General features: G+C 60.5%; 20 protein-coding genes. 14 read left to right on the top strand and 6 right to left on the bottom strand.

What is annotated here, in order from left to right; translation table 11 throughout:
- Window positions 1–290: 290 nt before the first annotated feature.
- The 3 genes from OC71_RS05945 to OC71_RS05935 all read left to right on the top strand — a co-directional run bounded on the left by OC71_RS05945 (window position 291) and on the right by OC71_RS05935 (window position 7,031).
- Window positions 291–3,566: a DUF2126 domain-containing protein gene (locus OC71_RS05945; RefSeq protein ID WP_041065662.1), complete on the top strand. Its 3,276-nt coding sequence runs from the start codon at window positions 291–293 to the stop codon at window positions 3,564–3,566.
- 88 nt (window positions 3,567–3,654) lie between these two features.
- Window positions 3,655–6,141: a circularly permuted type 2 ATP-grasp protein gene (locus OC71_RS05940; protein WP_041065660.1), complete on the top strand. Its 2,487-nt coding sequence runs from the start codon at window positions 3,655–3,657 to the stop codon at window positions 6,139–6,141.
- On the top strand, window positions 6,141–7,031 hold the full coding sequence (locus OC71_RS05935; protein WP_041065658.1) for a transglutaminase family protein: 891 nt from the start codon (window positions 6,141–6,143) through the stop codon (window positions 7,029–7,031). The genes OC71_RS05940 and OC71_RS05935 overlap by 1 nt, the downstream gene beginning before the upstream one ends.
- A 153-nt stretch (window positions 7,032–7,184) precedes the next feature.
- On the opposite strand, the gene OC71_RS05930 is transcribed toward OC71_RS05935, so the two are convergent.
- Window positions 7,185–7,376 (bottom strand): hypothetical protein, encoded by a 192-nt coding sequence (locus tag OC71_RS05930; RefSeq protein ID WP_041065655.1) that lies wholly within the window; start codon window positions 7,374–7,376, stop codon window positions 7,185–7,187.
- 68 nt (window positions 7,377–7,444) lie between these two features.
- Window positions 7,445–8,032, bottom strand: a complete 588-nt coding sequence (locus OC71_RS05925; protein WP_041065653.1) for a TIGR00730 family Rossman fold protein — start codon at window positions 8,030–8,032, stop codon at window positions 7,445–7,447.
- Window positions 8,033–8,372: 340 nt separating this feature from the next.
- Between OC71_RS05925 and azu the strand changes: the two genes are divergently transcribed.
- A complete protein-coding gene (azu, locus tag OC71_RS05920) occupies window positions 8,373–8,819 on the top strand; it encodes an azurin (protein ID WP_041065650.1) in 447 nt (148 codons plus the stop codon).
- Between the two features lie 227 nt (window positions 8,820–9,046).
- Window positions 9,047–9,967 (top strand): hypothetical protein, encoded by a 921-nt coding sequence (locus OC71_RS05915; RefSeq protein WP_052510581.1) that lies wholly within the window; start codon window positions 9,047–9,049, stop codon window positions 9,965–9,967.
- A 75-nt stretch (window positions 9,968–10,042) separates the two neighbouring features.
- On the opposite strand, the gene nadE is transcribed toward OC71_RS05915, so the two are convergent.
- The 3 genes from nadE to OC71_RS05900 all read right to left on the bottom strand — a co-directional run bounded on the left by nadE (window position 10,043) and on the right by OC71_RS05900 (window position 13,203).
- Window positions 10,043–10,870, bottom strand: coding sequence for an ammonia-dependent NAD(+) synthetase (gene nadE, locus OC71_RS05910; RefSeq protein WP_041065647.1), 828 nt, complete (start codon window positions 10,868–10,870; stop codon window positions 10,043–10,045).
- A gap of 4 nt (window positions 10,871–10,874) precedes the next feature.
- Window positions 10,875–12,098 carry a nicotinate phosphoribosyltransferase gene (gene pncB / locus OC71_RS05905; RefSeq protein WP_041065644.1) on the bottom strand — a complete coding sequence of 408 codons (1,224 nt, stop codon included), beginning with the start codon at window positions 12,096–12,098 and terminating at the stop codon, window positions 10,875–10,877.
- Window positions 12,099–12,297: 199 nt separating this feature from the next.
- Complete coding sequence (locus OC71_RS05900) at window positions 12,298–13,203, bottom strand: LysR family transcriptional regulator (RefSeq protein ID WP_041065642.1); 906 nt, start codon at window positions 13,201–13,203, stop codon at window positions 12,298–12,300.
- 164 nt (window positions 13,204–13,367) lie between these two features.
- On the opposite strand from OC71_RS05900, the gene OC71_RS05895 reads away from it, so the two are divergent.
- The 9 genes from OC71_RS05895 (at window position 13,368) to OC71_RS05855 (ending at window position 24,548) form a co-directional block, all read left to right on the top strand.
- Complete coding sequence (locus tag OC71_RS05895) at window positions 13,368–14,858, top strand: aldehyde dehydrogenase family protein (protein WP_041065639.1); 1,491 nt, start codon at window positions 13,368–13,370, stop codon at window positions 14,856–14,858.
- A gap of 143 nt (window positions 14,859–15,001) precedes the next feature.
- Entirely contained in the window at window positions 15,002–16,285 is a 1,284-nt protein-coding gene (locus OC71_RS05890; RefSeq protein WP_041065634.1) for an FAD-binding oxidoreductase, read from the top strand.
- Between the two features lie 368 nt (window positions 16,286–16,653).
- Window positions 16,654–17,787 carry an ABC transporter substrate-binding protein gene (locus OC71_RS05885; RefSeq protein ID WP_041065631.1) on the top strand — a complete coding sequence of 378 codons (1,134 nt, stop codon included), beginning with the start codon at window positions 16,654–16,656 and terminating at the stop codon, window positions 17,785–17,787.
- A 241-nt stretch (window positions 17,788–18,028) separates the two neighbouring features.
- On the top strand, window positions 18,029–18,943 hold the full coding sequence (locus OC71_RS05880) for a branched-chain amino acid ABC transporter permease (RefSeq protein WP_027613532.1): 915 nt from the start codon (window positions 18,029–18,031) through the stop codon (window positions 18,941–18,943).
- 3 nt (window positions 18,944–18,946) lie between these two features.
- Window positions 18,947–20,248, top strand: coding sequence for a high-affinity branched-chain amino acid ABC transporter permease LivM (gene livM, locus OC71_RS05875; protein WP_041065627.1), 1,302 nt, complete (start codon window positions 18,947–18,949; stop codon window positions 20,246–20,248).
- A complete protein-coding gene (locus OC71_RS05870; RefSeq protein WP_041065624.1) occupies window positions 20,245–21,117 on the top strand; it encodes an ABC transporter ATP-binding protein in 873 nt (290 codons plus the stop codon). The genes livM and OC71_RS05870 overlap by 4 nt, the downstream gene beginning before the upstream one ends.
- Window positions 21,114–21,830, top strand: coding sequence for an ABC transporter ATP-binding protein (locus OC71_RS05865; RefSeq protein WP_041065619.1), 717 nt, complete (start codon window positions 21,114–21,116; stop codon window positions 21,828–21,830). Before OC71_RS05870 ends, OC71_RS05865 begins: the two co-directional genes overlap by 4 nt.
- Before the next feature lie 849 nt (window positions 21,831–22,679).
- Window positions 22,680–23,444 carry an SDR family oxidoreductase gene (locus tag OC71_RS05860; RefSeq protein WP_041065617.1) on the top strand — a complete coding sequence of 255 codons (765 nt, stop codon included), beginning with the start codon at window positions 22,680–22,682 and terminating at the stop codon, window positions 23,442–23,444.
- 198 nt (window positions 23,445–23,642) lie between these two features.
- The gene (locus tag OC71_RS05855) at window positions 23,643–24,548 is read left to right on the top strand and encodes a cation diffusion facilitator family transporter (RefSeq protein WP_041065610.1); all 906 of its coding nucleotides are present in this window, start codon (window positions 23,643–23,645) and stop codon (window positions 24,546–24,548) included.
- A gap of 130 nt (window positions 24,549–24,678) precedes the next feature.
- On the opposite strand, the gene OC71_RS05850 is transcribed toward OC71_RS05855, so the two are convergent.
- Window positions 24,679–25,812 carry an AGE family epimerase/isomerase gene (locus OC71_RS05850; protein WP_041065607.1) on the bottom strand — a complete coding sequence of 378 codons (1,134 nt, stop codon included), beginning with the start codon at window positions 25,810–25,812 and terminating at the stop codon, window positions 24,679–24,681.
- Between the last annotated feature and the right edge of the window lie 166 nt (window positions 25,813–25,978).

Genomic DNA, 25,978 nt, shown 5'->3' with positions numbered 1-25,978 from the left:
TTTTGTTTCAACAGAACGCCAACCTTCGGGTTGGCGTTTTTTTTTCAAGATCAAAAGATCGCAGCTTTCGGCAGCTCCTACAGAGGTTCGTGCGTTTCCCTGTAGGAGCTGCCGAAGGCTGCGATCTTTTGATCTTCGCCACATTTAGGCGCAACTTCCTCAATCCATTTCCCCGCATCGCCCGATTTTGGTGCTGTACTGCCCTGAGCATTCCGGGAAAGCGCCCAAGCCCCTGCATGGCATAAGTCTTGCGCGCTTTCGAATACGCTTAGGCTCGCAGGAGGCACGCCGTGTCGATTCATGTCGCATTGCATCACGTCACGCATTACCGCTACGACCGCGCTGTCGAACTCGGCCCGCAGATCGTACGCCTGCGTCCGGCCGCCCACAGCCGCACGCGGATCTTGTCGTATGCGCTGAAGGTCTCGCCCGAGCAGCACTTCATCAACTGGCAGCAGGATCCTCAGGGCAATTACCTCGCGCGTCTGGTGTTCCCCGAGAAAACCAACGAATTGCGCATCGAGGTCGATCTGCTGGCCGAGATGGCGGTGTTCAATCCGTTCGACTTCTTCCTCGAACCCTATGCCGAGAAAATCCCCTTCAGTTACGCCGCAGATGAGCGCAAGGAATTGGCGCCGTACCTCGAAACCCTGCCGCTGACCCCAGCCTTCAAAGCCTATCTGGATAGCATTGATCGCACGCCGCTGCCGGCGGTGGATTTCCTGGTGATGCTCAACCAGCGTCTCAGCGAAGACATTCGCTACCTGATCCGCATGGAACCGGGCGTGCAAACCCCGGAACACACCCTCGAACAGGCGTCCGGCTCCTGCCGCGACTCAGCGTGGCTGCTGGTGCAGTTGCTGCGCAACCTCGGGCTGGCCGCGCGGTTTGTCTCCGGCTACCTGATTCAACTGACCGCCGACGTGAAAAGCCTCGACGGCCCGTCCGGCACCGACGTCGATTTCACCGACCTGCACGCCTGGTGCGAGGTGTACCTGCCGGGCGCTGGCTGGATCGGTCTGGATGCCACGTCCGGGCTGTTCGCCGGTGAAGGGCATATCCCGCTGGCCTGCAGTCCCGATCCTTCCTCAGCTGCGCCGATCAGTGGTCTGGTCGAGCCGTGCGAATGCCAGTTCAGCCACGAAATGTCGGTCGAGCGGATCTGGGAAGCGCCACGGGTGACCAAGCCCTATACCGATGAGCAGTGGCTGGCGATTCAGGCGCTGGGCCGGCAGATCGATGCCGATCTGCTGGAAGGTGATGTGCGCCTGACCATGGGCGGCGAGCCGACCTTCGTTTCCATCGACGACCCGGACGGCGCCGAATGGAACACAGCAGCGTTGGGCCCAGACAAGCGCCGCCTTTCCGCCGAACTGTTCCAGCGCATGCGCCAGCACTATGCGCCGAAAGGCCTGGTGCATTTCGGTCAGGGCAAGTGGTACCCGGGCGAGCAATTGCCGCGCTGGTCGCTCAACTGCTATTGGCGCCGCGACGGCGTGCCGATCTGGCACAACAGCGCGCTGATCGCCGATGAGCAGCAGGACTACGGCGCCGATGGCGAACTGGCGGGACGCTTTCTCGCGAGTGTTGCCGAACGCCTGAAACTGCCTGCTCGTTTCGTGTTTCCAGCCTTCGAAGACCATTTTTATTACCTCTGGCGTGAGGGCGCATTACCGAGCAACGTCAGCGCTGAAGACTCGCGTCTTGAAGAACCGCTGGAGCGCGCACGTCTGCGCAAGGTCTTCAATCAGGGCCTGGATAAAGTGATCGGCCAGGTGCTGCCGCTGGCGCGCACCGCCAAGGGTGATCAATGGCAGAGCGGGCGCTGGTATCTGCGCGACGAGCATTGCCGATTGGTGCCGGGGGACTCGCCGCTGGGTTACCGTCTGCCGCTCGGTTCGCAGCCGTGGGTGAAGGCTGCCGAGTATCCGTTCATTCATCCCAACGATCCGAATCAGGACTTCCCCGAGCTGCCGGACACCATTCGGCTCAACAGTCATGCCGAACCCGCCGCGACCGACGAACGTGCGCCGACAATCGACGAGTCCGCCGACTGGCTGACCCGCACCGCGTTCTGCGCCGAGGCGCGCGAAGGGCGCCTGTATCTGTTCATGCCGCCACTGGAGCGGGTCGAGGATTATCTGGAGCTGGTGGCGGCCATCGAGGCCACCGCCGAAGAGCTGCATTGCCCGGTGCTGCTGGAAGGTTACGAGCCGCCCAGTGACCCGCGCCTGAGCAACTTCCGTATCACCCCGGATCCGGGGGTGATCGAGGTCAACGTGCAGCCATCGGCGACGTGGGACGAACTGGTCGAGCGCACCGAGTTTCTCTATGAACAGGCGCGGCAGACCCGCCTGACCACCGAGAAATTCATGATCGACGGACGCCATACCGGCACCGGCGGCGGCAACCATTTCGTCCTCGGTGGCGCGACCCCGGCCGACTCGCCATTCCTGCGCCGTCCGGATCTGTTGCGCAGCCTGATCAGCTACTGGCACAACCACCCGTCGCTGTCCTACCTGTTTTCCGGGTTGTTCATCGGCCCGACTTCGCAGGCGCCGCGTGTTGATGAGGCTCGCAACGACGCTTTGTACGAACTGGAAATCGCCTTCGCGCAGATGCCTGAACCGGGCCAAGAGTGCGCGCCGTGGCTGGTGGATCGCCTGCTGCGCAACCTGCTGATCGACGTCACCGGCAACACTCACCGCGCCGAGTTCTGCATCGACAAATTGTATTCGCCGGATGGCGCTACCGGGCGTCTTGGTCTGCTGGAGCTGCGCGCGTTCGAGATGCCGCCCCACGCGCGCATGAGCCTGGCCCAGCAGTTGTTACTGCGCGCGCTGGTCGCACGCTTCTGGCGCGAGCCGTATGCGCCGTCAAAACTGGCGCGCTGGGGCACCGAGCTGCACGACCGTTTCATGCTGCCGCACTTTATCGAGCAGGACTTCGCCGACGTCATCGTCGAACTGAACAATGCCGGTTACCCACTGCGCGCCGAATGGTTCGCCGCGCACCTGGAATTCCGTTTTCCCAAGGTCGGCGATTACGCCGTCAACGGCATCGAACTGGAACTGCGTCAGGCGCTGGAGCCTTGGCATGTGCTGGGCGAGGAAGGTACGGCGGGCGGCACGGTGCGCTATGTCGACTCGTCGCTGGAGCGTTTGCAGATCAAACTCAACGGCCTGCCGCCGCAGCGTTATCTGCTGACCTGCAACGGCGTCCCGGTGCCGCTGCAACCGACCGGGCGCATCGGCGAGTTCGTCGCCGGTGTGCGCTTTCGGGCCTGGCAACCGGCCAACTGTCTGCAACCGACCATCCCGGTGCACGCGCCGCTGGTGTTCGATCTGCTCGACACCTGGATGCAGCGTTCGCTGGGGGGCTGTCAGTACCACGTGGCGCACCCGGGCGGGCGCAATTACGAAACGTTGCCGGTCAACGCCAACGAGGCGGAGAGCCGGCGCATGGCGCGGTTTTTCCGTATCGGACACACGCCGGGAAAACTTCCGATACCCAACCTGACAATCTCCGACGAGTTGCCGATGACGCTCGATTTACGACGTTTCTGAGTCCTGCACGACATGCGGATTTTTCGTATATCCGCACGTCATGTGCCTGCGTTAGTCTGACCGTTCCCTGCTGTCTGCCGAGCTTTCCATGCCTGACCTGCTAGACCGCTACCCGCGCACTGCGGGCACTTATCACGAACTGCTGGATGACAGCGGGGAAGTGCGCCCGCACTGGCGGCGGCTGTTCGATCAATTGCAGCGCAGCACTCCGGCGCAACTGGTGCAGCGGCAGGCGTTGCTCGCCCGACAGATTCAGGAAAACGGGGTCACTTATAACGTCTACGCCGATCCGAAGGGCGCAGACCGCCCGTGGGAGCTGGACCTGCTGCCGCATGTGATCGCTGCTGATGAATGGCAGCACCTGTCGGCAGGGATTGCCCAGCGTGCGCGTTTGCTCAACGCGGTACTGGCGGATCTGTACGGGCCGCAGCGGCTGATCCGCGAAGGGCTGTTGCCGGCGGAGCTGGTGTTCGGCCACAACAATTTTCTCTGGCCCTGTCAGGGCATCGCGCCACCGGAAGAGGCGTTTCTGCATCTGTATGCCGTGGACCTGGCGCGCACGCCGGACGGGCGCTGGTGGGTTACGGCGGATCGTACCCAGGCGCCGTCGGGCGCCGGTTATGCGCTGGAAAACCGCACCATCGTTTCGCGGGCGTTTCCCGAGTTGTACCGCGATCTGAAAGTGCAGCACCTGGCCGGATTCTTTCGCACCCTGCAGGAAACCCTCGCACGTCAGGCGCCATGTGCTGACGACGCGCCGCTGGTGGTGTTGCTCACGCCGGGGCGCTTCAACGAAAGCTACTTCGAACATCTTTATCTGGCGCGTCAGCTCGGTTATCCGCTGGTGGAGGGCGGCGACCTGACGGTGCGCGACGCCACGGTGTACCTGAAAACCCTCAGCGGTCTGCGCCGTGTGCACGCGATCATGCGCCGGCTCGACGATGACTTCTGCGACCCGCTGGAGCTGCGCACCGACTCGGCACTCGGGGTGCCCGGCTTGCTGGAAGCGGTGCGTCAGGGCCGGGTGCTGGTGGCCAATGCGTTGGGCAGCGGCGTGCTGGAGTCGCCGGGATTGCTCGGATTTTTGCCGAAGATCAATCAGTACCTGTTCGGCGAAGAACTGCTGCTGCCGTCCATCGCCACCTGGTGGTGCGGCGAGGCGCCGGTGCTGGCGCAGGCGCTGGAAAAACTGCCGGAGCTGCTGATCAAACCGGCATTCCCTTCACAAAGCTTCGCGCCGGTATTCGGCCGCGATCTGAGTGAACAACAGCGTCAGGCGCTCGCCGAGCGCATGCAGGCCCGGCCCTACGCTTATGTCGCGCAAGAGTTGGCGCAGCTGTCGCAGGCGCCGATCTGGCAAGCCGAAGACGGCCAGTTGCAACCGCGAGCCATCGGCATGCGCATGTACGCCGTGGCCAGTCGCGATGGCTATCGCGTGCTGCCCGGTGGCCTGACCCGGGTGGCCGCCGAGGCCGATGCCGAAGTGGTGTCGATGCAGCGCGGTGGCGCGAGCAAGGACACTTGGGTGCTGGGCGAGCGTGCGCCGAGTGGCGAACAATGGAAAACCCAGCGTAACGTCGGCGTACACGATCTGGTGCGCCGTGATCCGTACCTGCCCTCGCGGGTGGTGGAGAACCTGTTCTGGTTCGGCCGTTACTGCGAGCGTTGTGACGACAGTGCGCGACTGCTGCGGATCATGCTCGCGCGTTATGTCGATGGTGATGATCCGCAAGCCTTGCAGGCAGCGGTGGCGCTGGGCGAGCGTCTTATGTTGTTGCCGGAGGAGGGCGAGTTGCCGGAGCGCTTGCTGGCGGCGCTGCTCGGCGAGGACTGGTCGTTCAGCCTGCGCTCCAACCTGCAGCGCTTGCAGTGGGCGGCCTCGCAGGTGCGCGGCAAGCTTTCGCGGGAGAACTGGCAGGCGTTGGTCGAGTTGCAGCGCGAGGCGCTGGAACTGGACACCGAGGAGCCGGACTTCGGCGAGTTGCTGGATTTCCTCAACCGGCTGGTGATGTCACTGGCGGCATTGTCCGGGTTTGCCCTCGACGACATGACCCGCGACGAAGGCTGGCGCTTTCTGATGATTGGCCGACGCATCGAACGTTTGCAGTTTCTCAGCAGCAGTCTGGCGGCGTTTCTGCGCGGTGCCGGGGCGTTCGATCAGGCCGGGCTGGAATGGCTGCTGGAACTGGGCAACAGCAGTATCACCTACCGTTCGCGGTACCTGGCGGTGGCGCAGTTGATTCCGGTGCTCGACCTGTTGCTGCTCGATGAGCAGAACCCGCATGCGGTGCTGTTCCAGTTGAAACTGGTAACCCGCACGTTAAAACGCTTGAACGATGATTTCGGCGTGCCTCGCGAGGCCGGGCTGGCGCAATTGGTCGAGCGTCTGGCGCGGTTCGATCTGGGCTGTCTGGAGAACCCGCTGTTCGGGGAGAACAGCGTGCGTGCGGCGCTCGATGGTCTGGCGGATCTGCTGCAAGCGATTGCCGAGGCCAGCGCTCAGGTGTCCGATCGTCTGGCGCTGCGCCACTTTGCCCATGTCGATGATGTCAGCCAGCGCACGGTGTCCGTCTGATGAGCGCGCATTACCAGATCTTCCACGACACCTGTTACCACTACGACAGCCCGGTGTCGCTGGCACAGCAACTCGCGCACCTGTGGCCGCGTGAGTGCACGTGGCAACGCTGCACCGAGCAGCGATTGCTGATCAGCCCGCAGCCGACGACACGGCGGGATGAGCTGGATGTGTTCGGCAATCCGCTGACCCGACTGGCCTTCGAGCGCCCGCATGACGAGTTGCAGGTCAACGCCCGGCTCACGGTTGAGGTGCTGGCGCGGCCACTGGCGGATTTCAGTCTGTCCCCGGCGTGGGAGCAGACGCGCAACGCGCTGACCTACAGCAGTCAGCCGTTGTCCGCCGAAATGCTCGAGGCTTGTCGCTATCGGTTTCAATCACCCTACGTGCATTTGAAACGCAGTTTCGTCGAATTTTCGGAAAGCTGTTTTCCACCGGGAAGGCCCTTGTTGCTGGGCGTGCAGGCGTTGATGCAGAAGATTTTCAGCGAGTTCACCTTCGATGCCGAGGCCACGCAAGTGGCGACGCCGCTGGTCGAGGTGCTGGAGCGCCGGCGTGGCGTGTGTCAGGACTTCGCGCATCTGATGCTCGCTTGCGTGCGCTCGCGAGGGCTGGCAGCGCGTTACATCAGCGGCTATCTGCTGACCCAGCCGCCGCCGGGCCAGCCACGGCTGATCGGTGCTGATGCTTCGCATGCGTGGGTGTCGGTGTTCTGTCCGGTATCGGGCTGGGTGGATTTCGATCCGACCAACAACGTGCAGCCGGCGCTGGAGCATATCACCCTGGCGTGGGGCCGGGATTTTTCCGATGTGTCGCCGTTGCGCGGGGTGATTCTGGGGGGCGGTTCGCATGATCCGGAAGTGCGGGTCACGGTGATGCCATTGGAGTAAGGAATTTCACTGGCGGGAGCCAATGTGGCGAGGGAGCTTGCTCCCGCTCGACTGCGAAGCAGTCGCAAAACAATTTGGGGTCGCTGCGCAACCCAGCGGGAGCAAGCTCCCTCACCACAGATCGCTCCCTCTGGGAGCGAGTCAGCAATCAGCTCAGGCGTCAGGCGCCTGGTCTTTCGGTGCATCAACATCAACTTCATCATCGAGGTCAGTCGCCACTTCACCGTCAGGGTTCAGTGCCGCTTCTTCAGCCATTTGTTTCTTGCGCTGAAGCTTTTCCTCTTTCTTCTGCTCCTTTGCCAGGTCTCGTTGACGTTTGGCGAAGGAGTAATTGGGTTTGGCCATGGGCGATCCTCTGGGGTCGAAGGTGAGGTTGAGCGGCGCGTATTCTGCCCTGTATCGGTGCCTGGCGGTTAGCCGGGTTTTTGGTCGACCCACTTGGGCGTGACGGTCGGCTTCCACTGATCGAGGGCGTCGAGCAGGGTTTGGGGCGATTCGCTCACTTGCAGCATGTCACGGTGTGGCGCGCGAACGAAGCCTTCGCCGACGATATGGTCGAGAAAAGCCGTGAGTTTGCTGTAAAAACCGTTCACTTCCAGCAGCCCCAGCGGTTTGCCGTGGTAGCCGAGCTGGCCCCAGGTCCAGACTTCGAACAGCTCTTCCAGCGTGCCGAGGCCGCCGGGCAATGCGATGAATGCATCGCTCAGTTCGGCCATGCGCGCCTTGCGCGCGTGCATGCCATCGACCACTTCGAGACGGGTCAGGCTTTTGTGGCCGATCTCCTTGTCCATCAGGCTTTGCGGAATGATCCCGATCACTTCGCCGCCAGCGGCCAGCGCGGCGTCCGCCACCAGGCCCATCAGGCCCACGGCGCCACCGCCGTAAACCAGCGTCAGCTGACGCTCGGCCAGCGCGCGGCCAAGGGCCTTGGCGGCTTCGGTGTAAGCCGGATCAGTGCCAGCGTTGGCACCGCAAAAAACACAAACGGATGTGAGAGACATGCCTTCCTCCTGGGTCAATCCGTCACAGGGTAATGGCTGGCACGCCTTGATCCAAGGACTAAACTTCGCGTTCCGGCGATTCAAAGGTACCGCTGGCGCCACAGGCGTAGGCGGCGAGCAAACTGCACAACAGACCGTTAAAGAACATGACCGGCACTCCGTTTCAGTAGATGCGCCGATCATAGGCCCGGCCGGGAAATCTGGCCGGTAGATTGTTTCGATGAGTGTCATAGCCTGAAAGTTGTATACAATTTTTGACTCAAGTCATAGGAACTTGCGAAGATTTCAGGCAGTCTTTCCATCATTCGTGTTTTTGTTAACCCTGCCTTGGAGATTCACCATGTTTTCCAAAGTTGTTGCGGTATCCCTGCTGGCGCTGGCCAGCAGCCAATTGATGGCTGCCGAGTGCAAAACCACCGTTGACTCCACCGATCAGATGTCCTTCAACACCCAGTCGATCGTGATCGACAAGAGCTGCAAGACCTTCACCGTCGAATTGACTCACTCTGGCAGCCTGCCGAAGAACGTCATGGGCCATAACCTGGTGGTCAGCAAAACCGCTGACATGCAGCCGATCGCTACCGACGGCCTGGCCGCTGGCATCGACAAGAACTACCTGAAAGACGGCGACGAGCGCGTTATCGCTCACACCAAGATCATCGGTGCCGGCGAGAAAGACTCGCTGACCATCGACGTATCGAAGCTGACCGCTGGCACTGACTACGGCTTCTTCTGCTCGTTCCCAGGCCACATCTCAATGATGAAAGGCACCGTGACCCTGAAGTAATACGACTCACGCCTGACACAAAAAACGCCACTGCAATTGATTGCAGTGGCGTTTTTTTCTGCCGATCAAATCTGCATCTATTACCTCATTTCTCTGATCATGGCCGTCGGTCTGAAATACCCCCGAACCTGTAATTTCTGACAGTAGACGCGGGCTTCGAAGAGCCCTCTGATGGGGGAGGCGCTCAGATAACTGTGCGCACCCATTCCGGAAAAAGGAGTTATCGTATGACCGATCAAGAGAAATTACCCCAGCAGCGTACCTTGGTTCAGGGGCCCGACAGCAGAGCTCTGTTAAGCCAAACCGGCATTGAGAGCGTTACCAATGGCAATGGTGAACGCCTCGAACATGGCGGGATCAGCACAAATGCAGATTTGTCTTTTGTTGGTTTCGCTGCTCCCGATCAAACGGCGCAGCTTTTCGACAACGGTGCCCCTGCGCATTCCCCGGTAAATGTTGATAACAATGGTCACTTCAGTTTGATCGTGACTGATCAACAGAACGGTTCACATGTGTACGCCGTGCATACCAGTGATGGACAAGTGTCAGAAACGTTTACGGTTCACATTCAAGTGCCGCTACGTGCCACTATTTTCTGGGTAAATGGTCCCGACGGAGTCATTATCGAAAATGGTGGAAGCACTACGTTTGTCGATCTGTACTTTGTAGGCGGGGGGGAGCCCAACCAAACGGTAAATCTTCTGGATAATGGAATTCTCGTTGCTACCCTCAACATCGATGCAAATGCCCGTTGGAGTGCTGCAATGAACGGAGTATCTCCAGGGCAGTATCATTTCACCGTGGTAGGACAAGACGGTGTTGAGTCTCCACCCTGGAGCATTGAGATTAAGACCTCCGTACTGCCCAGCATTCAGTTTCTCCTGGGAGAAAGCGGGCAGTTGATCGGTAACCACGAGCAGACGACTGATACATCGTTAACGGTTGTCGGTACGGCACACCCAAATGGACAAGGAAAAATAGTCGACTACGATAACGACTTGGTTGAATTCACGGCCGACTCGAATGGAATCTACACGGCTAAGATATCGAATCTGGCTGAAAAGGTTCACACCATTAGAACGATAACTGCTGGTGGTCAAATCTCGTCCCCTTGGGCATTCAGGGTGGTTCCGGCAAAAGCCCGTTAAATCTGCCATTGAGTCCTGAGCAAAGAAAAGCCCGCTGAGGATCACTCCTCAGCGGGCTTTTCATTCACTCACCCATTACGGCGCAAACGGCATGACCCGCTTGTGATGGGTCTTTTTGTAGGTGTTGACGATGATGTCGAACGCTTCCTGACGCACCGGCTCGCCGTGCAGGAAGGCGTCGATCTCGGCGTAGGTCACGCCGTGGGACGCTTCGTCCGGTTTGCCCGGCGACAGGTCTTCCAGATCCGCGGTCGGCACTTTTTCCACCAGCGATTCCGGCGCGCCGAAGCTGCGGGCAATCGCCCGGACCTGGTTTTTCACCAGACCGCTGAGCGGGGCCAGGTCGCAGGCGCCGTCGCCGAACTTGGTGAAGAAGCCCATTACCGCTTCCGCCGCGTGGTCGGTGCCGATCACCAGCCCGTGGGCCGCGCCGGCGATGGTGTACTGGGCGACCATGCGCATCCGCGCCTTGGTGTTGCCGAGCACGAAATCCACCGACACCGCATGTTTGCCTTCGAACGCTGCCACTTCACTGGCCAGCGACTTCACTGCCGGGCCGATGTTGACCGTGTGGCGCTCGTCCGGGGCGATGAAGTCCACCGAAGCCTGGGCGTCGTGCTCATCGAACTGGGTTTCGTACGGCAGGCGCACGGCGATGAACTTGTAGGCGTTGTCGCCAGTGCGCTCGCGCAACTCACGCATGGCGCGCTGGGCCAAGAGACCGGCGGTCAGCGAGTCGACCCCGCCGCTGATGCCCAGCACCAGAGTCTTGAGGCCGGAATTGACCAGGCAATCCTGGATAAAGGTGATGCGTCGGGCGACTTCCGCTTCGAGGGCCTGATGCCCGGCGAATGGCGGTTGCACCTTGAGCTGTTCAGCAATCTCACGCTGTACGGCTTGCATGAATTCACTCCTTGCTAGATAGGCTGGAAACGGCAGGAACCTGGAACACATGTCGCAAATAGGCGACGAAATTCGGGTCTTTGCAGTGGGTCTTGCCGGGCTCGTCGGAGATCTTCGCCACCGGCTGGCCGTTGCAGGCGGTCATTTTAAGCACGATGCTCATCGGTTCGACACCCGGAATGTCACAGGTCAGGTTGGTACCGATGCCAAAGCTGACGTTGATCCGCCCGTGCAGCGCGCGGAAGATCTCCAGCGACTTGGGCAGGGTCAGGCTGTCGGAGAACACCAGAGTCTTGCTCATCGGGTCGATGCCGAGCTTGTGGTAGTGGGCGATGCATTTTTCGCCCCACTGCACCGGATCCCCGGAGTCGTGGCGCAAACCATCGAAGAGCTTGGCAAAGAACAGGTCGAAGTCGCCGAGGAAGGCGTCGGTGGTGATGCAATCGGTGAGAGCAATCCCCAGCAGGCCACGGTATTCGCGCACCCAGCAGTCGAGCGCGGCGATCTGGCTGTCGATCAAGCGTGGGCCGAGTTGCTGGTGGGCCATGATCCATTCATGGGCCATGGTGCCCAGCGGTTTCATGTCCAGTTCGCGGGACAAGTGCACGTTGCTGGTGCCGACGAAGCGCCCGGGGAAATCGTGCTTGAGCACATTCACCACTTCTTCCTGCACGCGATACGAAAAACGCCGACGGGTGCCGAAATCGGCGACCTGCAATTGCGCCAGTTCGTCGGCCGATGCGTTGGCGCTGAGCCAGTCGAACTTGCGATACAGCTGCTCACGCGCCTGCACCAGTTCGATTTCGCGGTAGCGATAGCGGTTGCGCACTTCGCTGACGATCGCCAGCAGCGGCACTTCGTACAGGATCACATGCAGCCACGGGCCGCGCAGACGAATGAACAACTCGCCGTTCTCGATGCCGGTGTGGAGGTAGCGCAGGTTGAAGCGGAACAGTCCGAGAAAGCGCAGGAAATCCGGTTTCAGGAAGGTGATGCGCTCGAGAAAACTCAACTGGTCGGCGCTCAGGCTCAGCTCGGCCAGACGCTCGATCTGGTAGCGAATCTCGGCCAGATACGGCCGCAGATCCTCACTGTTACGGCAACGAAACTCCCATTCGACTTCGACGTTGGGGTAGTTGTGCAGCACCGCCTGCATCATCGTCAGTTTGTAGAAGTCGGTGTCGAGCAGGTTCTGCACGATGCGATCGGCAAACACACTCTCACTCATAAACGGGGTCTCCAGGTGCACCGCGCAAGGCGCGGTATCAATCAATGACGCTAGTGGCGCATATCAGCGGTGGGGATTGCCAGCAATTTTTGGCCTGTAGCGGATTTTGCTTAATGTAGGAGCTGCCGAAGGCTGCGATCTTTTGATCCTGAAAAACAAGATCAAAAGATCGCAGCCTTCGGCAGCTCCTACAGGAGAATCAGTGGTCGTCGGGGCTATCGATCTGCTCCAGCATCCACTTCACAAAATCGCGCACCTTCGGCACTTCCGCCGCATGCTCCGGGTAGGCCAGGTAATAGGCGTCGGAACTGGGCATTGCATGCTGCCAGGGAATGACCAGTTTGCCGTCGGCCAATTCCTCTTCCACCAGAAACCGTGGCAGCAGCGCTACGCCGCAGCCGACCTGGGCGGCGCGGATGCACATATAAAAGGTTTCGAAGCGCGGCCCGTGATAGCTGTGTTCGGTGTGGTAACCCTGACTGTCGAACCAGTCGTGCCAGGCCTGTGGACGCGAGGCGTTTTGCAGCAGCACCAGATCGGTCAGTTGCGTCGGATCGGTGAATGGCTGATCCGGCAGGCTGCCGGGCGCGCAGACCGGCACCAGCTCTTCGCCGAACAGCTTCAGGCATTCGGTGCCGGGGCGCGAACCCTGGCCGAAATAGAACGCCAGATCGCTGCGCCCCTGCAGCAGATCATCCGCCTCCTGCTCGTTGCACAGGTCGAGATGGATCGACGGGTGGCGCAGACGCCAGCCTTTCAGACGCGGAACCAGCCAGCGCGCGCCGAAGGTCGAGGGTGTGGAGACGCGCAGGACTTCGGTCTCGCCGCCGTAGGAACGCAGATAATGCGTGGACATTTCCACCTGGGTGAGGATTTTTCGGACCTCCACCAAGTACAAATCCCCGGCCGGAGTCATCTGCAAACGCCGACGCACCCGGCGAAACAACAAGTGCTGCAACAATTCCTCAAGCTGCGCGACCTGTTTGCTGACGGCACTCTGGGTCAGGTTCAGCTCTTCGGCGGCCCGGGTGAAGCTCAAGTGCCGGGTCACGGCCTCGAAGCACTGCAGCGCGGTGATCGACGGCAGGTGGCGTTTGTTCAGCATGGGTGGTCCTTTTTCTTGTCTTTCTATGCGCAGCATGAATAAACGGAATGATATCTCGCGTAAAGGTCGTTTGTTGCCTTGCCTTCGGGAAGCTACAACTAAAGGCCTGCCCGGTCGTGAACATTCGGCCGCACACATTCAGTTTTTCGCTTGAGGAGTGACCCATGGTTGCCGCATTGCTTGATCGTCTTGGTGTGAACCCGGCCCTGTACCAGAACGGCAAAGTGCCGGTGCATTCGCCCATCGACGGCAGCCGCATCGCCGCCGTGAACTGGGAAGGCCCGGCCGAAGTCGAGCAGCACATCAGTCGCGCAGATCATGCGTTCGAGCAGTGGCGCAAGGTGCCGGCCCCGCGTCGCGGCGAGCTGGTGCGTCAGTTCGGCGAGGTGCTGCGCGAATACAAGGCTGACCTCGGCGAGCTGGTGTCGTGGGAAGCGGGCAAGATTACCCAGGAAGGCCTCGGTGAAGTGCAGGAGATGATCGACATCTGCGACTTCGCCGTCGGCCTGTCGCGTCAACTGTACGGCTTGACCATCGCCTCCGAGCGCCCGGGCCACCACATGCGTGAAACCTGGCATCCGCTGGGCGTGGTCGGCGTGATCAGCGCGTTCAACTTCCCCGTCGCGGTGTGGGCGTGGAACACCACGTTGGCGCTGGTCTGCGGTAACCCGGTGGTGTGGAAGCCGTCGGAGAAAACCCCGCTGACCGCACTGGCCTGCCAGGCACTGTTCGATCGCGTGGTGAAGAATTTCAGCGATGCGCCGGCGCACCTGTGCCAAGTGATCATCGGTGGCCGTGACGCTGGCGAAGCGCTGGTGGATGATCCGCGCGTGGCGCTGATCAGCGCCACCGGCAGCACCCGCATGGGCCGCGAAGTGGCACCGAAAGTCGCCGCGCGTTTCGCCCGCAGCATTCTTGAGCTGGGCGGCAACAACGCGATGATCCTCGGCCCGAGCGCCGATCTGGACATGGCCGTGCGCGCCATCCTGTTCAGCGCGGTCGGCACCGCCGGTCAGCGTTGCACCACCCTGCGTCGCCTGATTGCCCATGAGTCGGTGAAGGAAGAAATCGTCACCCGCCTCAAAGCCGCGTACGCCAAGGTGCGCATCGGCCATCCGCTGGAAGGCAATCTGGTCGGCCCGCTGATCGACAAACACAGCTACGAAAATATGCAGGACGCGCTGGAGCAGGCACTGAGCGAGGGCGGGCGGGTGTTCGGTGGCAAGCGCCAACTGGAAGATCAATTCCCGAATGCCTACTACGTGTCGCCGGCGATCGTGGAAATGCCGGAGCAGAGCGATGTGGTCTGCAGCGAAACCTTTGCGCCGATCCTCTACGTGGTCGGCTACAGCGACTTCCAGGAAGCGCTGCGCTTGAACAACGCGGTGCCGCAAGGCCTGTCATCGTGCATCTTCACTACCGACGTGCGCGAGGCCGAGCAGTTCATGTCGGCGGTCGGCAGTGACTGCGGCATCGCCAACGTCAACATCGGCCCGAGCGGCGCGGAAATTGGCGGCGCGTTTGGTGGCGAGAAGGAGACCGGCGGTGGCCGCGAGTCGGGTTCCGACGCCTGGCGCGCGTACATGCGTCGGCAGACCAATACCGTGAACTACTCGCTGGAGTTGCCGCTGGCGCAGGGCATTACCTTCGACTGAAATTGAGCAAAAGCTGAAAAGATCGCAGCCTTCGGCAGCTCCTACAGGGCTGCGGTTGGCTGCGGTTTTGTAGGAGCTGCCGAAGGCTGCGATCTTTTTAGTGCCCACAACGCAATTGGTTAGGTTTCTGTTGGAGTCTGGCAATGCCGTTACGCGAAGAATGTCTGTGGGAAAAACTCACGCCGCAGCGCCCGGATAACGCCGCGCTACGGGGCGAGGTCAAAGTCGATGTCTGCGTGATCGGCGCCGGGTTTACCGGGTTGTCGGCGGCGCTGCATCTGTTGGAAAAAGGCAAAAGCGTCTGCGTGCTGGAAGCGCATCGCGCAGGTCACGGCGGCTCCGGGCGCAACGTCGGGCTGGTCAACGCCGGCATGTGGATCCCGCCGGACGAGATCGAGGCCGGGTTCGGCGAAGCGGTCGGCAGTCAGCTCAACCGCATGCTCGGGGCGGCGCCAGCGCTGGTGTTCAGCCTTGTGGATAAATACCACATCGATTGCCAGTTGCGCCGCGAAGGCACCCTGCACATGGCGCACAACGCCAAGGGCGAAGCGGATCTGCGCAGTCGCGAGCAACAATGGAAGCGTCGCGGAGCGCCCGTCGAGTTGCTCACCGGCAAGGCCTGCGAGCAAGCCACCGGCACGCAAAAGATCGCTGCCGCGCTGCTCGACCGCCGCGCCGGCACGCTCAACCCGATGGCCTATGTCACCGGACTGGCCAATGCGGTGAAAGGGCTGGGCGGGCAGATGTTCGATCATTCGCCGGTGAGCCGTCTCGAGCGCGTGGGCCAGCAATGGTCAGTGCAGACCGAGCACGGTTCGGTACTCGCCGAGCAAGTGGTGATCGCCTCTAACGCCTACACCGAGGGCGACTGGACCGAACTCAAGCGCAACTTTTTCCCCGGTTACTACTATCAGGTCGCCTCGGTGCCGCTGACCGAAGATGCCGCCCATGACATTCTCCCCGGCGGGCAGGGCTCGTGGGACACGCGGCAGGTGCTGAGCAGTATCCGTCGCGACAGGGACGGCCGGTTGTTGCTCGGCAGTCTGGGCAACGGCAACCAGAAACCGACGTGGTTCCTCAAGGCCTGGGCCGATCGGGTGCAGCAGCATTACTTCCCCAACCTGAAACCGGTGGAATGGGAATGCACCTGGACCGGGCGCATTGCCTTCACCCCCGATCACCTGATGCGCCTGTTCGAACCGGCGCCGGGACTGGTGGCCGTCACCGGTTACAACGGTCGTGGCGTGACCACTGGCACTGTGGTCGGCAAAGCCTTCGCCGACTATCTGTGTAACGGAAATCCTCAAGCCTTGCCGATCCCCTTCGCACCGATGCAGCCCCTGGCCGGTGTCGGCCTGCGCAGTTGCCTGTACGAGGCCGGGTTCTCGCTGTATCACGCGGGCCAGTGCCTGCGCATCGTCATCTGAGTGTTGAAATATGTTGCGTAACGCGGCGCTTTTCGGCGTAGCGACTAGCCTGTAATGGTGCGGGTTGTAGCAGTCCCGCACCAGCAGTGTGCAGTTCGGTGACGCGAGCTGTTACAGGCTGGTTGCACGTCGTTTGGTGCCGCGGTTGCAATGATGGCGCAAGCGGGTTGCGCCTGAGATTTAAAAAGGTTTCACCTTCCGCGGTTTAGACGGTTGCACGCCCAATGAAAATGGGAACGAAACAGTCGAAATAACAAGAAAGCAGCGACTTTTTGAAGAATAAAAAACCGATGGCACGGCGCTTGCTCAGAGCATTCAGTGAAGTGAAGTCGCAGTGCCAACTAAAAAAAACCTTGGAGCACCACCTCATGTCCCAGACGTTTTACAAGAAAGGCTTTCTGGCCCTCGCAGTGGCTACTGCGTTGGGTGTTTCTGCGTTTGCTCAAGCTGATGTGAAAATCGGTGTAGCGGGTCCAATGACTGGCGCCAACGCGGCATTTGGCGAGCAGTACATGAAGGGTGCACAGGCGGCGGCGGACGCGGTCAACGCGGCGGGTGGCGTCAACGGCGAGAAAATCGTACTGGTCAAGGGCGATGACGCCTGCGAACCGAAACAGGCAGTAACGGTTGCGAAGGATCTGGTCAACCAGAAGGTGGCCGGTGTGGTCGGTCACTTCTGCTCTTCCTCCACCATTCCAGCGTCGGAAATCTACGATGAAGCCGGTGTTATCGCGATCACCCCGGGTTCCACCAACCCGCAAGTGACCGAGCGCGGCCTGAGCGCCATGTTCCGTATGTGCGGGCGTGATGACCAGCAAGGCATCGTCGCGGGCGATTACATTGTCGATGTGCTCAAGGGCAAGAAAGTCGCCGTGCTGCACGACAAGGACACTTACGGTCAGGGCCTGGCCGATGCGACCAAGGCTCAACTGGAAAAGCGTGGCGTGAAGCCGGTGCTGTATGAAGGCCTGACTCGTGGCGAGAAAGACTTCAGCGCCGTGGTCACCAAGATCCGTGCGGCCGGTGCCGACGTGGTCTACTTCGGCGGCCTGCACCCGGAAGCCGGGCCGCTGGTCAAGCAACTGCGCACCGAAGGCCTGAAAGACGTGAAGTTCATGTCTGATGACGGCATCGTCACCGACGAACTGGTGACCACCGCCGGTGGCCCGCAATACGTTGACGGCGTGCTGATGACCTTCGGCGCCGACCCACGTCTGCTGCCAGACAGCAAGACCGTGGTCGATGCGTTCCGCAAGGCTGGCACCGAACCCGAAGGCTACACCCTGTACGCGTACGCGTCGGTTCAGACCCTGGCGGCCGCCTTCAACGGCGCCAAATCCAACAGTGGCGAAAAAGCCGCCGAATGGCTCAAGGCCAACCCGGTGAAAACCGTGATGGGTGAGAAAGCCTGGGACAAGAAAGGCGACCTGAAAGTGTCCGACTACGTGGTTTACCAGTGGGACGCGAGTGGCAAATACCATCAGCTGGAAAAACAGAAGTAAGGGCTGACGCGATTAGCTTGATCCCCACCAATACCTGTGGGAGCGGGCTTGCCCGCGATGGCGTCAGGTCAGTCGACACACAGATTGGTTGATCCGCCGCTATCGCTGGCAAGCCAGCTCCCACAGAAGATCGGTGGGTCTGGACTCATCGCGCTCTGACATTGCTCCGACGTAAATCTGTATTTTTCCTAGAAGAACCGCCCGCCCCGGCGGGCAGGTTCTCATTGCGTGAGATTGCGTTATGGATGGTATTTTCCTGCAGCAACTGGTCAACGGCCTGACCCTCGGGTCGGTCTATGGCCTGATCGCCATCGGCTACACAATGGTCTACGGCATCATCGGCATGATCAACTTCGCCCACGGCGAGGTTTACATGATTTCCGCTTACCTGGCGGCAATCAGTCTGGCTCTGCTGGCTTACTTCGGTATCGAATCCTTCCCGCTGTTGATGCTCGGCACGCTGGTGTTCACCATCGTCGTCACTGGCGTCTATGGTTGGGTAATCGAACGCGTCGCCTACAAACCTCTGCGCAACTCCACCCGCCTGGCACCGCTGATCAGTGCCATTGGTATCTCCCTGATCCTGCAGAACTATGCCCAGATCAGCCAGGGCGCCCGCCAACAGGGTGTTCCAACGCTGCTCACCGGTGCCTGGCGCATTGACGTCGGCAGCGGTTTCGTCCAGCTGACCTACACCAAGATCTTCATTCTGGTGGCCGCGTTCGTCGGCATGGGCCTGCTGACCTACGTGATCAAGTACACCAAGCTCGGCCGCATGTGCCGCGCCACCCAGCAAGACCGCAAGATGGCCTCGATCCTGGGGATCAACACCGACCGGGTGATTTCCTACGTGTTCATCATTGGTGCAGCGATGGCGGCTCTGGCCGGCGTGCTGATCACCATGAACTACGGCACGTTCGACTTCTACGCAGGCTTCGTCATCGGCATCAAGGCGTTCACCGCCGCCGTGCTCGGCGGGATCGGCTCACTGCCCGGCGCGATGCTCGGCGGGATCATTCTCGGGATCTCCGAGTCGCTGTTCTCGGGCCTGGTCAACTCCGACTACAAAGACGTGTTCAGCTTCTCGCTGCTCGTACTTGTTCTGGTCTTCCGGCCTCAGGGCCTGTTGGGCCGTCCTCTTGTGTCGAAGGTGTAAGCGATGTCTTCAACCACTCAAAAAAACATCGATATCAAAAAAAGCCTGGTTGAGGCGATTCTGGCCGGCCTTATTGCCTTGATTGTGTTCGGCCCGATTGTCGGTGTCGTGCTCGACGGCTACAGCTTCAACCTCGAACCAACCCGCGTGGCGTGGATCATTGGCATTGTCATGATCGGCCGCTTTGCCTTGAGCCTGTTTCTGCAGACGCCCAAGGGCCTGAAGATCCTCGATGGATTCGAGAGCACCGGTTCCGGTGTACATGTGCTGCCTGCCGATCACAAATCACGCCTGCGCTGGATCATTCCACTGCTGATAGTGCTGGCGGTGATTGTGCCGTTTGTCTCCAACTCGTACCTGCTGGGCGTGGTCATCCTCGGGCTGATCTACGTGTTGCTGGGGCTGGGGCTGAACATCGTGGTTGGCCTCGCCGGTCTGCTCGACCTCGGTTACGTGGCGTTCTACGCCATCGGTGCCTACGGTCTGGCGCTCGGTTATCAATACCTCGGGCTGGGCTTCTGGACTGTGCTGCCGCTGGCGGCGATCACCGCGGGCCTGGCCGGCTGCATCCTCGGTTTTCCGGTGCTGCGTCTGCACGGTGACTATCTGGCCATCGTGACCCTGGGCTTCGGTGAAATCATCCGCCTGATCCTCAACAACTGGCTGTCGCTGACCGGCGGGCCGAACGGCATGCCGGCGCCCTTGCCGACGTTCTTCGGCCTGGAATTCGGCAAGCGGGCCAAGGATGGCGGGGTACCGTTTCATGAGTTTTTCGGCATCGCCTACAACCCGGACGTGAAGTATTACTTCATCTATACGGTGTTGTTCCTGGTGGTGCTGGCCGTGCTGTACATCAAGCATCGTCTGGTGAAAATGCCGGTGGGTCGCGCCTGGGAAGCGCTGCGCGAAGATGAAATCGCCTGCCGCTCGATGGGCCTGAACCACGTACTGGTCAAGCTCTCGGCGTTCACCATCGGTGCGTCGACCGCAGGTCTGGCCGGGGTGTTCTTCGCCACCTATCAAGGCTTCGTCAACCCGACCTCGTTCACCTTCTTCGAATCGGCGCTGATTCTCGCCATCGTCGTGCTCGGCGGCATGGGTTCGACCATCGGCGTGGTGATCGCAGCGTTCGTGCTCACGGTTGCTCCGGAGCTGCTGCGCGGCTTCGCTGAATACCGCGTGCTGCTGTTCGGCATCCTGATGGTGTTGATGATGATCTGGCGACCTCGAGGGCTGATCCGCATCAGCCGTACCGGGGTTACTCCACGCAAAGGTGCCATTCACTATGAGAGGACTGCGCCATGAGTGAAGTCGTACTCTCTGTGGAAAAACTGATGATGCACTTCGGTGGCATCAAGGCCTTGAGCGATGTCAGCCTCAAGGTCAAACGCAACTCGATCTTTGCCCTGATCGGGCCGAACGGTGCCGGCAAGACCACGGTATTCAACTGCCTGACCGGGTTCTACAAGGCCTCCGGTGGCAAGATCGAACTCAACGTGCGCGGCAAGCAGACCAACGTCATCCAGCTGCTGGGCGAGTCGTTCAAACCGACCGACTTCGTCTCGCCGAAAAGCTTCCTCAGTCGCCTGTATTACAAGATGTTTGGTGGCACGCATCTGGTGAACCGCGCCGGCCTGGCCCGGACCTTCCAGAACATTCGCCTGTTCAAGGAAATGTCGGTGCTGGAAAACCTGCTGGTGGCGCAGCACATGTGGGTCAACCGCAACATGCTCGCCGGCATCCTCAACACCAAGGGCTACCGCAAAGCGGAAAGCGATGCGCTGGACTGCGCGTTCTACTGGCTGGAAGTGGTCGATCTGGTGGACTGCGCCAACCGCCTGGCCGGTGAACTGTCCTACGGTCAGCAACGTCGTCTGGAGATCGCCCGGGCCATGTGCACGCGGCCGCAGATCATCTGCCTCGACGAACCGGCCGCCGGCCTCAACCCTCAGGAAACCGAAGCGCTGAGCGCGATGATCCGGCTGCTGCGCGACGAGCATGATCTGACCGTGGTGCTGATCGAACACGACATGGGCATGGTGATGAGCATTTCCGACCACATCGTGGTGCTGGATCACGGCGTGGTCATCGCCGAGGGTGGACCCGATGCGATTCGCAACGATCCAAAAGTGATTGCCGCCTACCTGGGCGCCGACGAAGAGGAACTGGTATGAGCAAACCGATCCTCGAACTCAAAGACCTGGACGTGTTCTATGGCCCGATCCAGGCCCTCAAAGGCGTGTCGCTTGAGATCAACGAAGGCGAGACTGTCAGCCTGATCGGCTCCAACGGCGCAGGCAAATCGACGCTGCTGATGTCGATCTTCGGCCAGCCACGGGCGGCGGGCGGACAGATCCTCTATCAAGGCATCGACATCACCCACAAGTCCTCGCACTACATCGCCTCCAACGGCATCGCGCAGTCGCCGGAAGGGCGGCGGGTGTTCCCCGACATGACCGTCGAGGAAAACCTGCTGATGGGCACCATCCCGATTGGCGACAAGTATGCCAAAGAGGACATGCAGCGCATGTTCGAGCTGTTCCCGCGGCTCGAAGAGCGCCGCACTCAGCGGGCGATGACCATGTCCGGCGGCGAACAGCAAATGCTCGCCATCGCCCGGGCCTTGATGAGTCGGCCGAAGCTGTTGCTGCTCGATGAACCGAGCCTGGGTCTGGCGCCGATCGTGGTGAAACAGATCTTTGCCACGCTGCGCGAACTGGCGAAAACCGGCATGACCATTTTCCTCGTCGAGCAGAACGCCAACCATGCGCTGAAGCTGTCGGACCGCGCGTATGTGATGGTCAACGGCGAGATTCGCCTGACCGGTACCGGTAAAGAACTGCTGGTGAACGAGGAGGTGCGTAACGCCTATCTGGGCGGGCACTGATTGTTCGTGAGTTGTCCACAAGCCCCGCGACGCAAGTCCCGGGGCTTTTTACATCTCAAGTTCACACAGATCCCCTGTAGGAGCTGCCGAAGGCTGCGATCTTTTGATCTTGAAAAACAACATCAAAAGATCGCAGCCTTCGGCAGCTCCTACATGGAATCAAGCCAGGACATCAAGCAGATTTTGAAATTGTGGAAAACAAATTCCCCAAGCTGCCAAAGCGCGACATATAGACGCTGCAAATGGCTGTTTTTCCATAGTTTTGACTTGTCCCCGTTTGCTGTGGAGCCGGCTGTGAATAACGTGGGAGTAGCTGGCTGCAGGCCTTGTTTAACGTGGCTTGCAGGGCGATGAATGTTTTTTGATCAGGCGTTTTTGCTGGAGCTGAAGACGTCGTTGTCAACCCTTTTGTGCGGGTGGCGACACAGGCGATTTGATGTGAGCAAGCCTGTGGATAAGTCTGTGACTAAACTCTGGAAAGACCGCGCTGAGGGCCGTAATTACTGGCCTCGCGCAATCACGACGGTGACCGGTCGGTCGTGCAAAATGCCATGTCCCGCACAACTGCTGCTTCAGGGTCAAGCAAAAAACTTTCTATTTCCGGCGCAAAGCCTTGTGTGGCGCGGCTTTGCGCGATTCTACTTGCCCCCGGAAACTGTGGAAGGGACTGTGGATAACGTGCGTGCACATGGCTACAGGCCACGGCAGGTATGGCGTAGCGACGGTTGATCAAAATTTGATCGGAATATGTCCCGGTGCGGGTGTTGCTCGTAAATGCCGGGCCGGGCATGCTGGCTGCTGATTTTCTATTCCAATGGCTGCGCTGGCGGCCGACGCAAGGAGAACACGATGTCCAACACCCTGTTTATTACCGGCGCAACCTCCGGTTTTGGTGAAGCCTGTGCCCGTCGATTTGCCGAGGCTGGCTGGAAACTGGTGTTGACCGGTCGTCGTGCAGAGCGTCTGAATGCCCTGTGCGCGGAACTGTCGAAGCAGACTGAAGTGCATGGCTTGGTACTCGATGTACGTGACCGCAAGGCGATGGAAGAGGCAATTGCCAATCTGCCGCCGTCGTTCGCCAAGCTGCGTGGCTTGATCAACAACGCCGGGCTGGCGCTGGGCGTCGATCCGGCACCGAAATGCGACCTCGACGACTGGGACACCATGGTCGACACCAACGTCAAAGGCCTGATGTACAGCACCCGCCTGCTGTTGCCACGGTTGATCGCTCATGGCCGTGGCGCCGGCATTGTCAACCTCGGCTCCATCGCCGGTAACTATCCGTACCCGGGCAGCCACGTGTATGGCGCGACCAAGGCGTTCGTCAAGCAATTCTCGCTGAACCTGCGCTGCGACCTGCAGGGCACCGGCGTGCGCGTCAGCAACATCGAGCCGGGCCTGTGCGAAAGCGAGTTCTCGCTGGTGCGTTTTGCCGGTGACCAGGAACGCTACAACGCCACCTACGCCGGGGCCGAGCCGATCCAGCCGCAGGACATCGCCGAGACCATCTTCTGGGTGCTCAACGCCCCGGCGCACATCAACATCAACAGCCTGGAGCTGATGCCGGTGAGCCAGACCTGGGCCGGGTTCGCCATCGAGCGTAACAAGGCGTAAGACCGCATAATGGCCATCGCTGGCAAGCCAGCTCCCACAGGATCGTCGGTATACATAAATCTTGTAATCGACTCGGTACCTGTGGGAGCTGGCTTGCCAGCGATGAGGCCGTAACAGGCAAAACATGGCGATAAGGTAAACTCTCTCCTCAACAACCCCACCGCACCCCGCGGTTCAAGGGTTTTTAGAGGAGGCTACGTGAGTAACCGAGGTGAGCAGTCACTGCTCAAACAATCGACCATCCTGATGTTCGCGGTGTCGATTGCCGGGATCGTCACCGGTTTTGTTTCAGGTTCGCAATCCATCCTTTTCGATGGTTTTTTCTCGCTGATCGCAACGTTCATCAAAGTACTGATGTTGATCACCGCCAGGTTGATCGCCAAAGAAAGCAATCATCGCTTCCAGTTCGGGTTCTGGCATCTGGAGCCGATGGTGCTGCTGATCGAAGGCAGCTTCCTGCTGTTGATCGCTATCTATGCGTTTCTTAACGGTGTGTTCGGCATCATCAACGGCGGTCGCGACATCGAGTTGGGGCTGGTGATCATTTATGCGGCGGTGTTCACCGTCGTTGAATTCGCCTATTTCTTCTACGTGCGTCGGCGCAATCGCAAACTCAAGTCCAGCCTGATCCAGTTCGACAACATCAGCTGGCTGGTGGACGCGATGCTCTCGGTCGGCCTGTTGATCAGTTTTCTCGCGGCGCTGCTGCTCAAGGCTCAGGGCTTTGAGGCGTGGGCGAAGTTTGTCGACCCGCTGATCCTGATCGTGCTGGCGCTGACCATGTTGCCGCCGGCGTTCAAGATCCTCGGCCCGGCGCTGCGCGATGTGCTGGGTATTGCCCCGGATACGCTGGATGACCAGGTGCGTCAGGTCATGGAGGCGGCGAAGGTCGAACACGGTTTCGACGATTACGTGACCTACGTGCAGAAGCACGGACGGGCGCGGTTCATCGAGATTCATGTGGTGTTGCCGGCGGATTATCGGTTGCACAGCGTTGGGCAACTGGATGCGTTGCGGGAGGAGATTTCGGCGCAGTTGGGCGAGCCGGATGCGGCGCGCTGGTTGACCATCAGCTTCACCGGTGACAAGAAGTGGATTGCCTGATTCAGGACTGCTGAATCTCCTGTGGCGAGCGAGCTTGCTCGCGCTGGGCTGCGAAGCGGCCCCGGATTTTTGTGAGTGCTGCGCACTCAAGCGGGAGCAAGCTCCCTCGCCACAGGATAAGTTCAGTCAATCAGTTCAGGTATTCAGCCAGCCCGCTGTAGCACGTCGCCAAGTGATAAGGCGTTGTTGAAGGCATGTCCTTGCGGCTGACCTCTCCCAGCTCATCTCGGCATTCATGCCACCCGCCCGCGTGCAGAAAACGCTGCTGCAGCGCCTGCAACTGGCGCAGCACGGTGCCTTCGCTGTTAGGGCGCAAGGTCAGGGCGCGCAGGTATTCCGCCTGCGCCCAGATGCGCTGAGTCGAATCTTTCGGGCGACCGTCCAGTTCCAGATCGAGCATCGCCCGCACCGCCCCTGAAGGCTGTTCAACGCCGAATTGCTCGGTGAAAGCAAAGGCTCGCTCCAGCGCCGCGTGCAGTTTCGAACCGCGCAGCAGCGCTGAAGATTCAAGCAGGAAATACCATTCGAACTGATGCCCTGGCTCGTACCAGTTATCCACAGCCCCGAGCGGCTTCTCCATCAACACTCCGTGCTGCGGATCGACGAACTGCGTGTGCATGGCTGTGCATAACTCGACCAGCGCTTGCTGCGTCGCCGCGTCTTCACGTACCGCCAAAGTGGCGAGGAACGCTTCGGCCAAGTGCATCAGCGGGTTCTGCAGTGGCCCGGTTTGCAGGGTGATCCAGTCGCGGTCCAGGCAGGCTTCGTACAGGCCATCACCGGTGGCGAAGCGCCGGCCGATGATTTCCAGTGCGGCGTTGAGCGTGGATTCCACCAGCGGCTCCCGGGACTTGGCCCAGTAATGGGCGCAGGCGAACAGGATGAAGGCGTGGGTGTAGAGGTCTTTGCGCTGATCCAGCGGCTGGCCCTGCGCGTCGATGCTGTAGAACCAGCCGCCGTGCTCGGCATCATGGAAGTGCCGTTGCAGCGAGCGGAACAGCGCGGCGGCGCGCACCTCGGCGTTATCCACAACCCCGATCAGGCTGGAAAACAGGTACAGCTGCCGTGCGCAGGCCATCGCCCGGTAGCGTTGCGGTGGCAAGGGTTGATGCGTCGCGTCGAGTGCCTCGTAAGGCAGCGCCATGTCGGCGTTCCAGCCCGGGCCTTGCCAGAGCGGCACGATCACGTTCAGAAAGTGCTGTTGCACGTCGCTGAACAGGGCGGTCAATTCGGGCAGGGAGGTGGAGCGGCAAGCATGGGGCATTGGCGGACGTCGTCACGGCTGGGGCGATTGCGCGACATGGTAGCAGAGAGACTGCTGTTAGAGTCTCGGTGTCTGATCGGCCGTCATCGCTGGCAAGCCAGCTCCCACAAGGATTGTTATCAACCACAAACCTGTGGGAGCTGGCTTGCCAGCGATGGGGCCGGTT

Origin of the sequence: Pseudomonas sp. W15Feb9B, from assembly GCF_000828175.1 — a bacterium.
Classification (GTDB): domain Bacteria; phylum Pseudomonadota; class Gammaproteobacteria; order Pseudomonadales; family Pseudomonadaceae; genus Aquipseudomonas; species Aquipseudomonas parakoreensis.
This window is presented reverse-complemented; position numbering and strand designations above follow the sequence as displayed.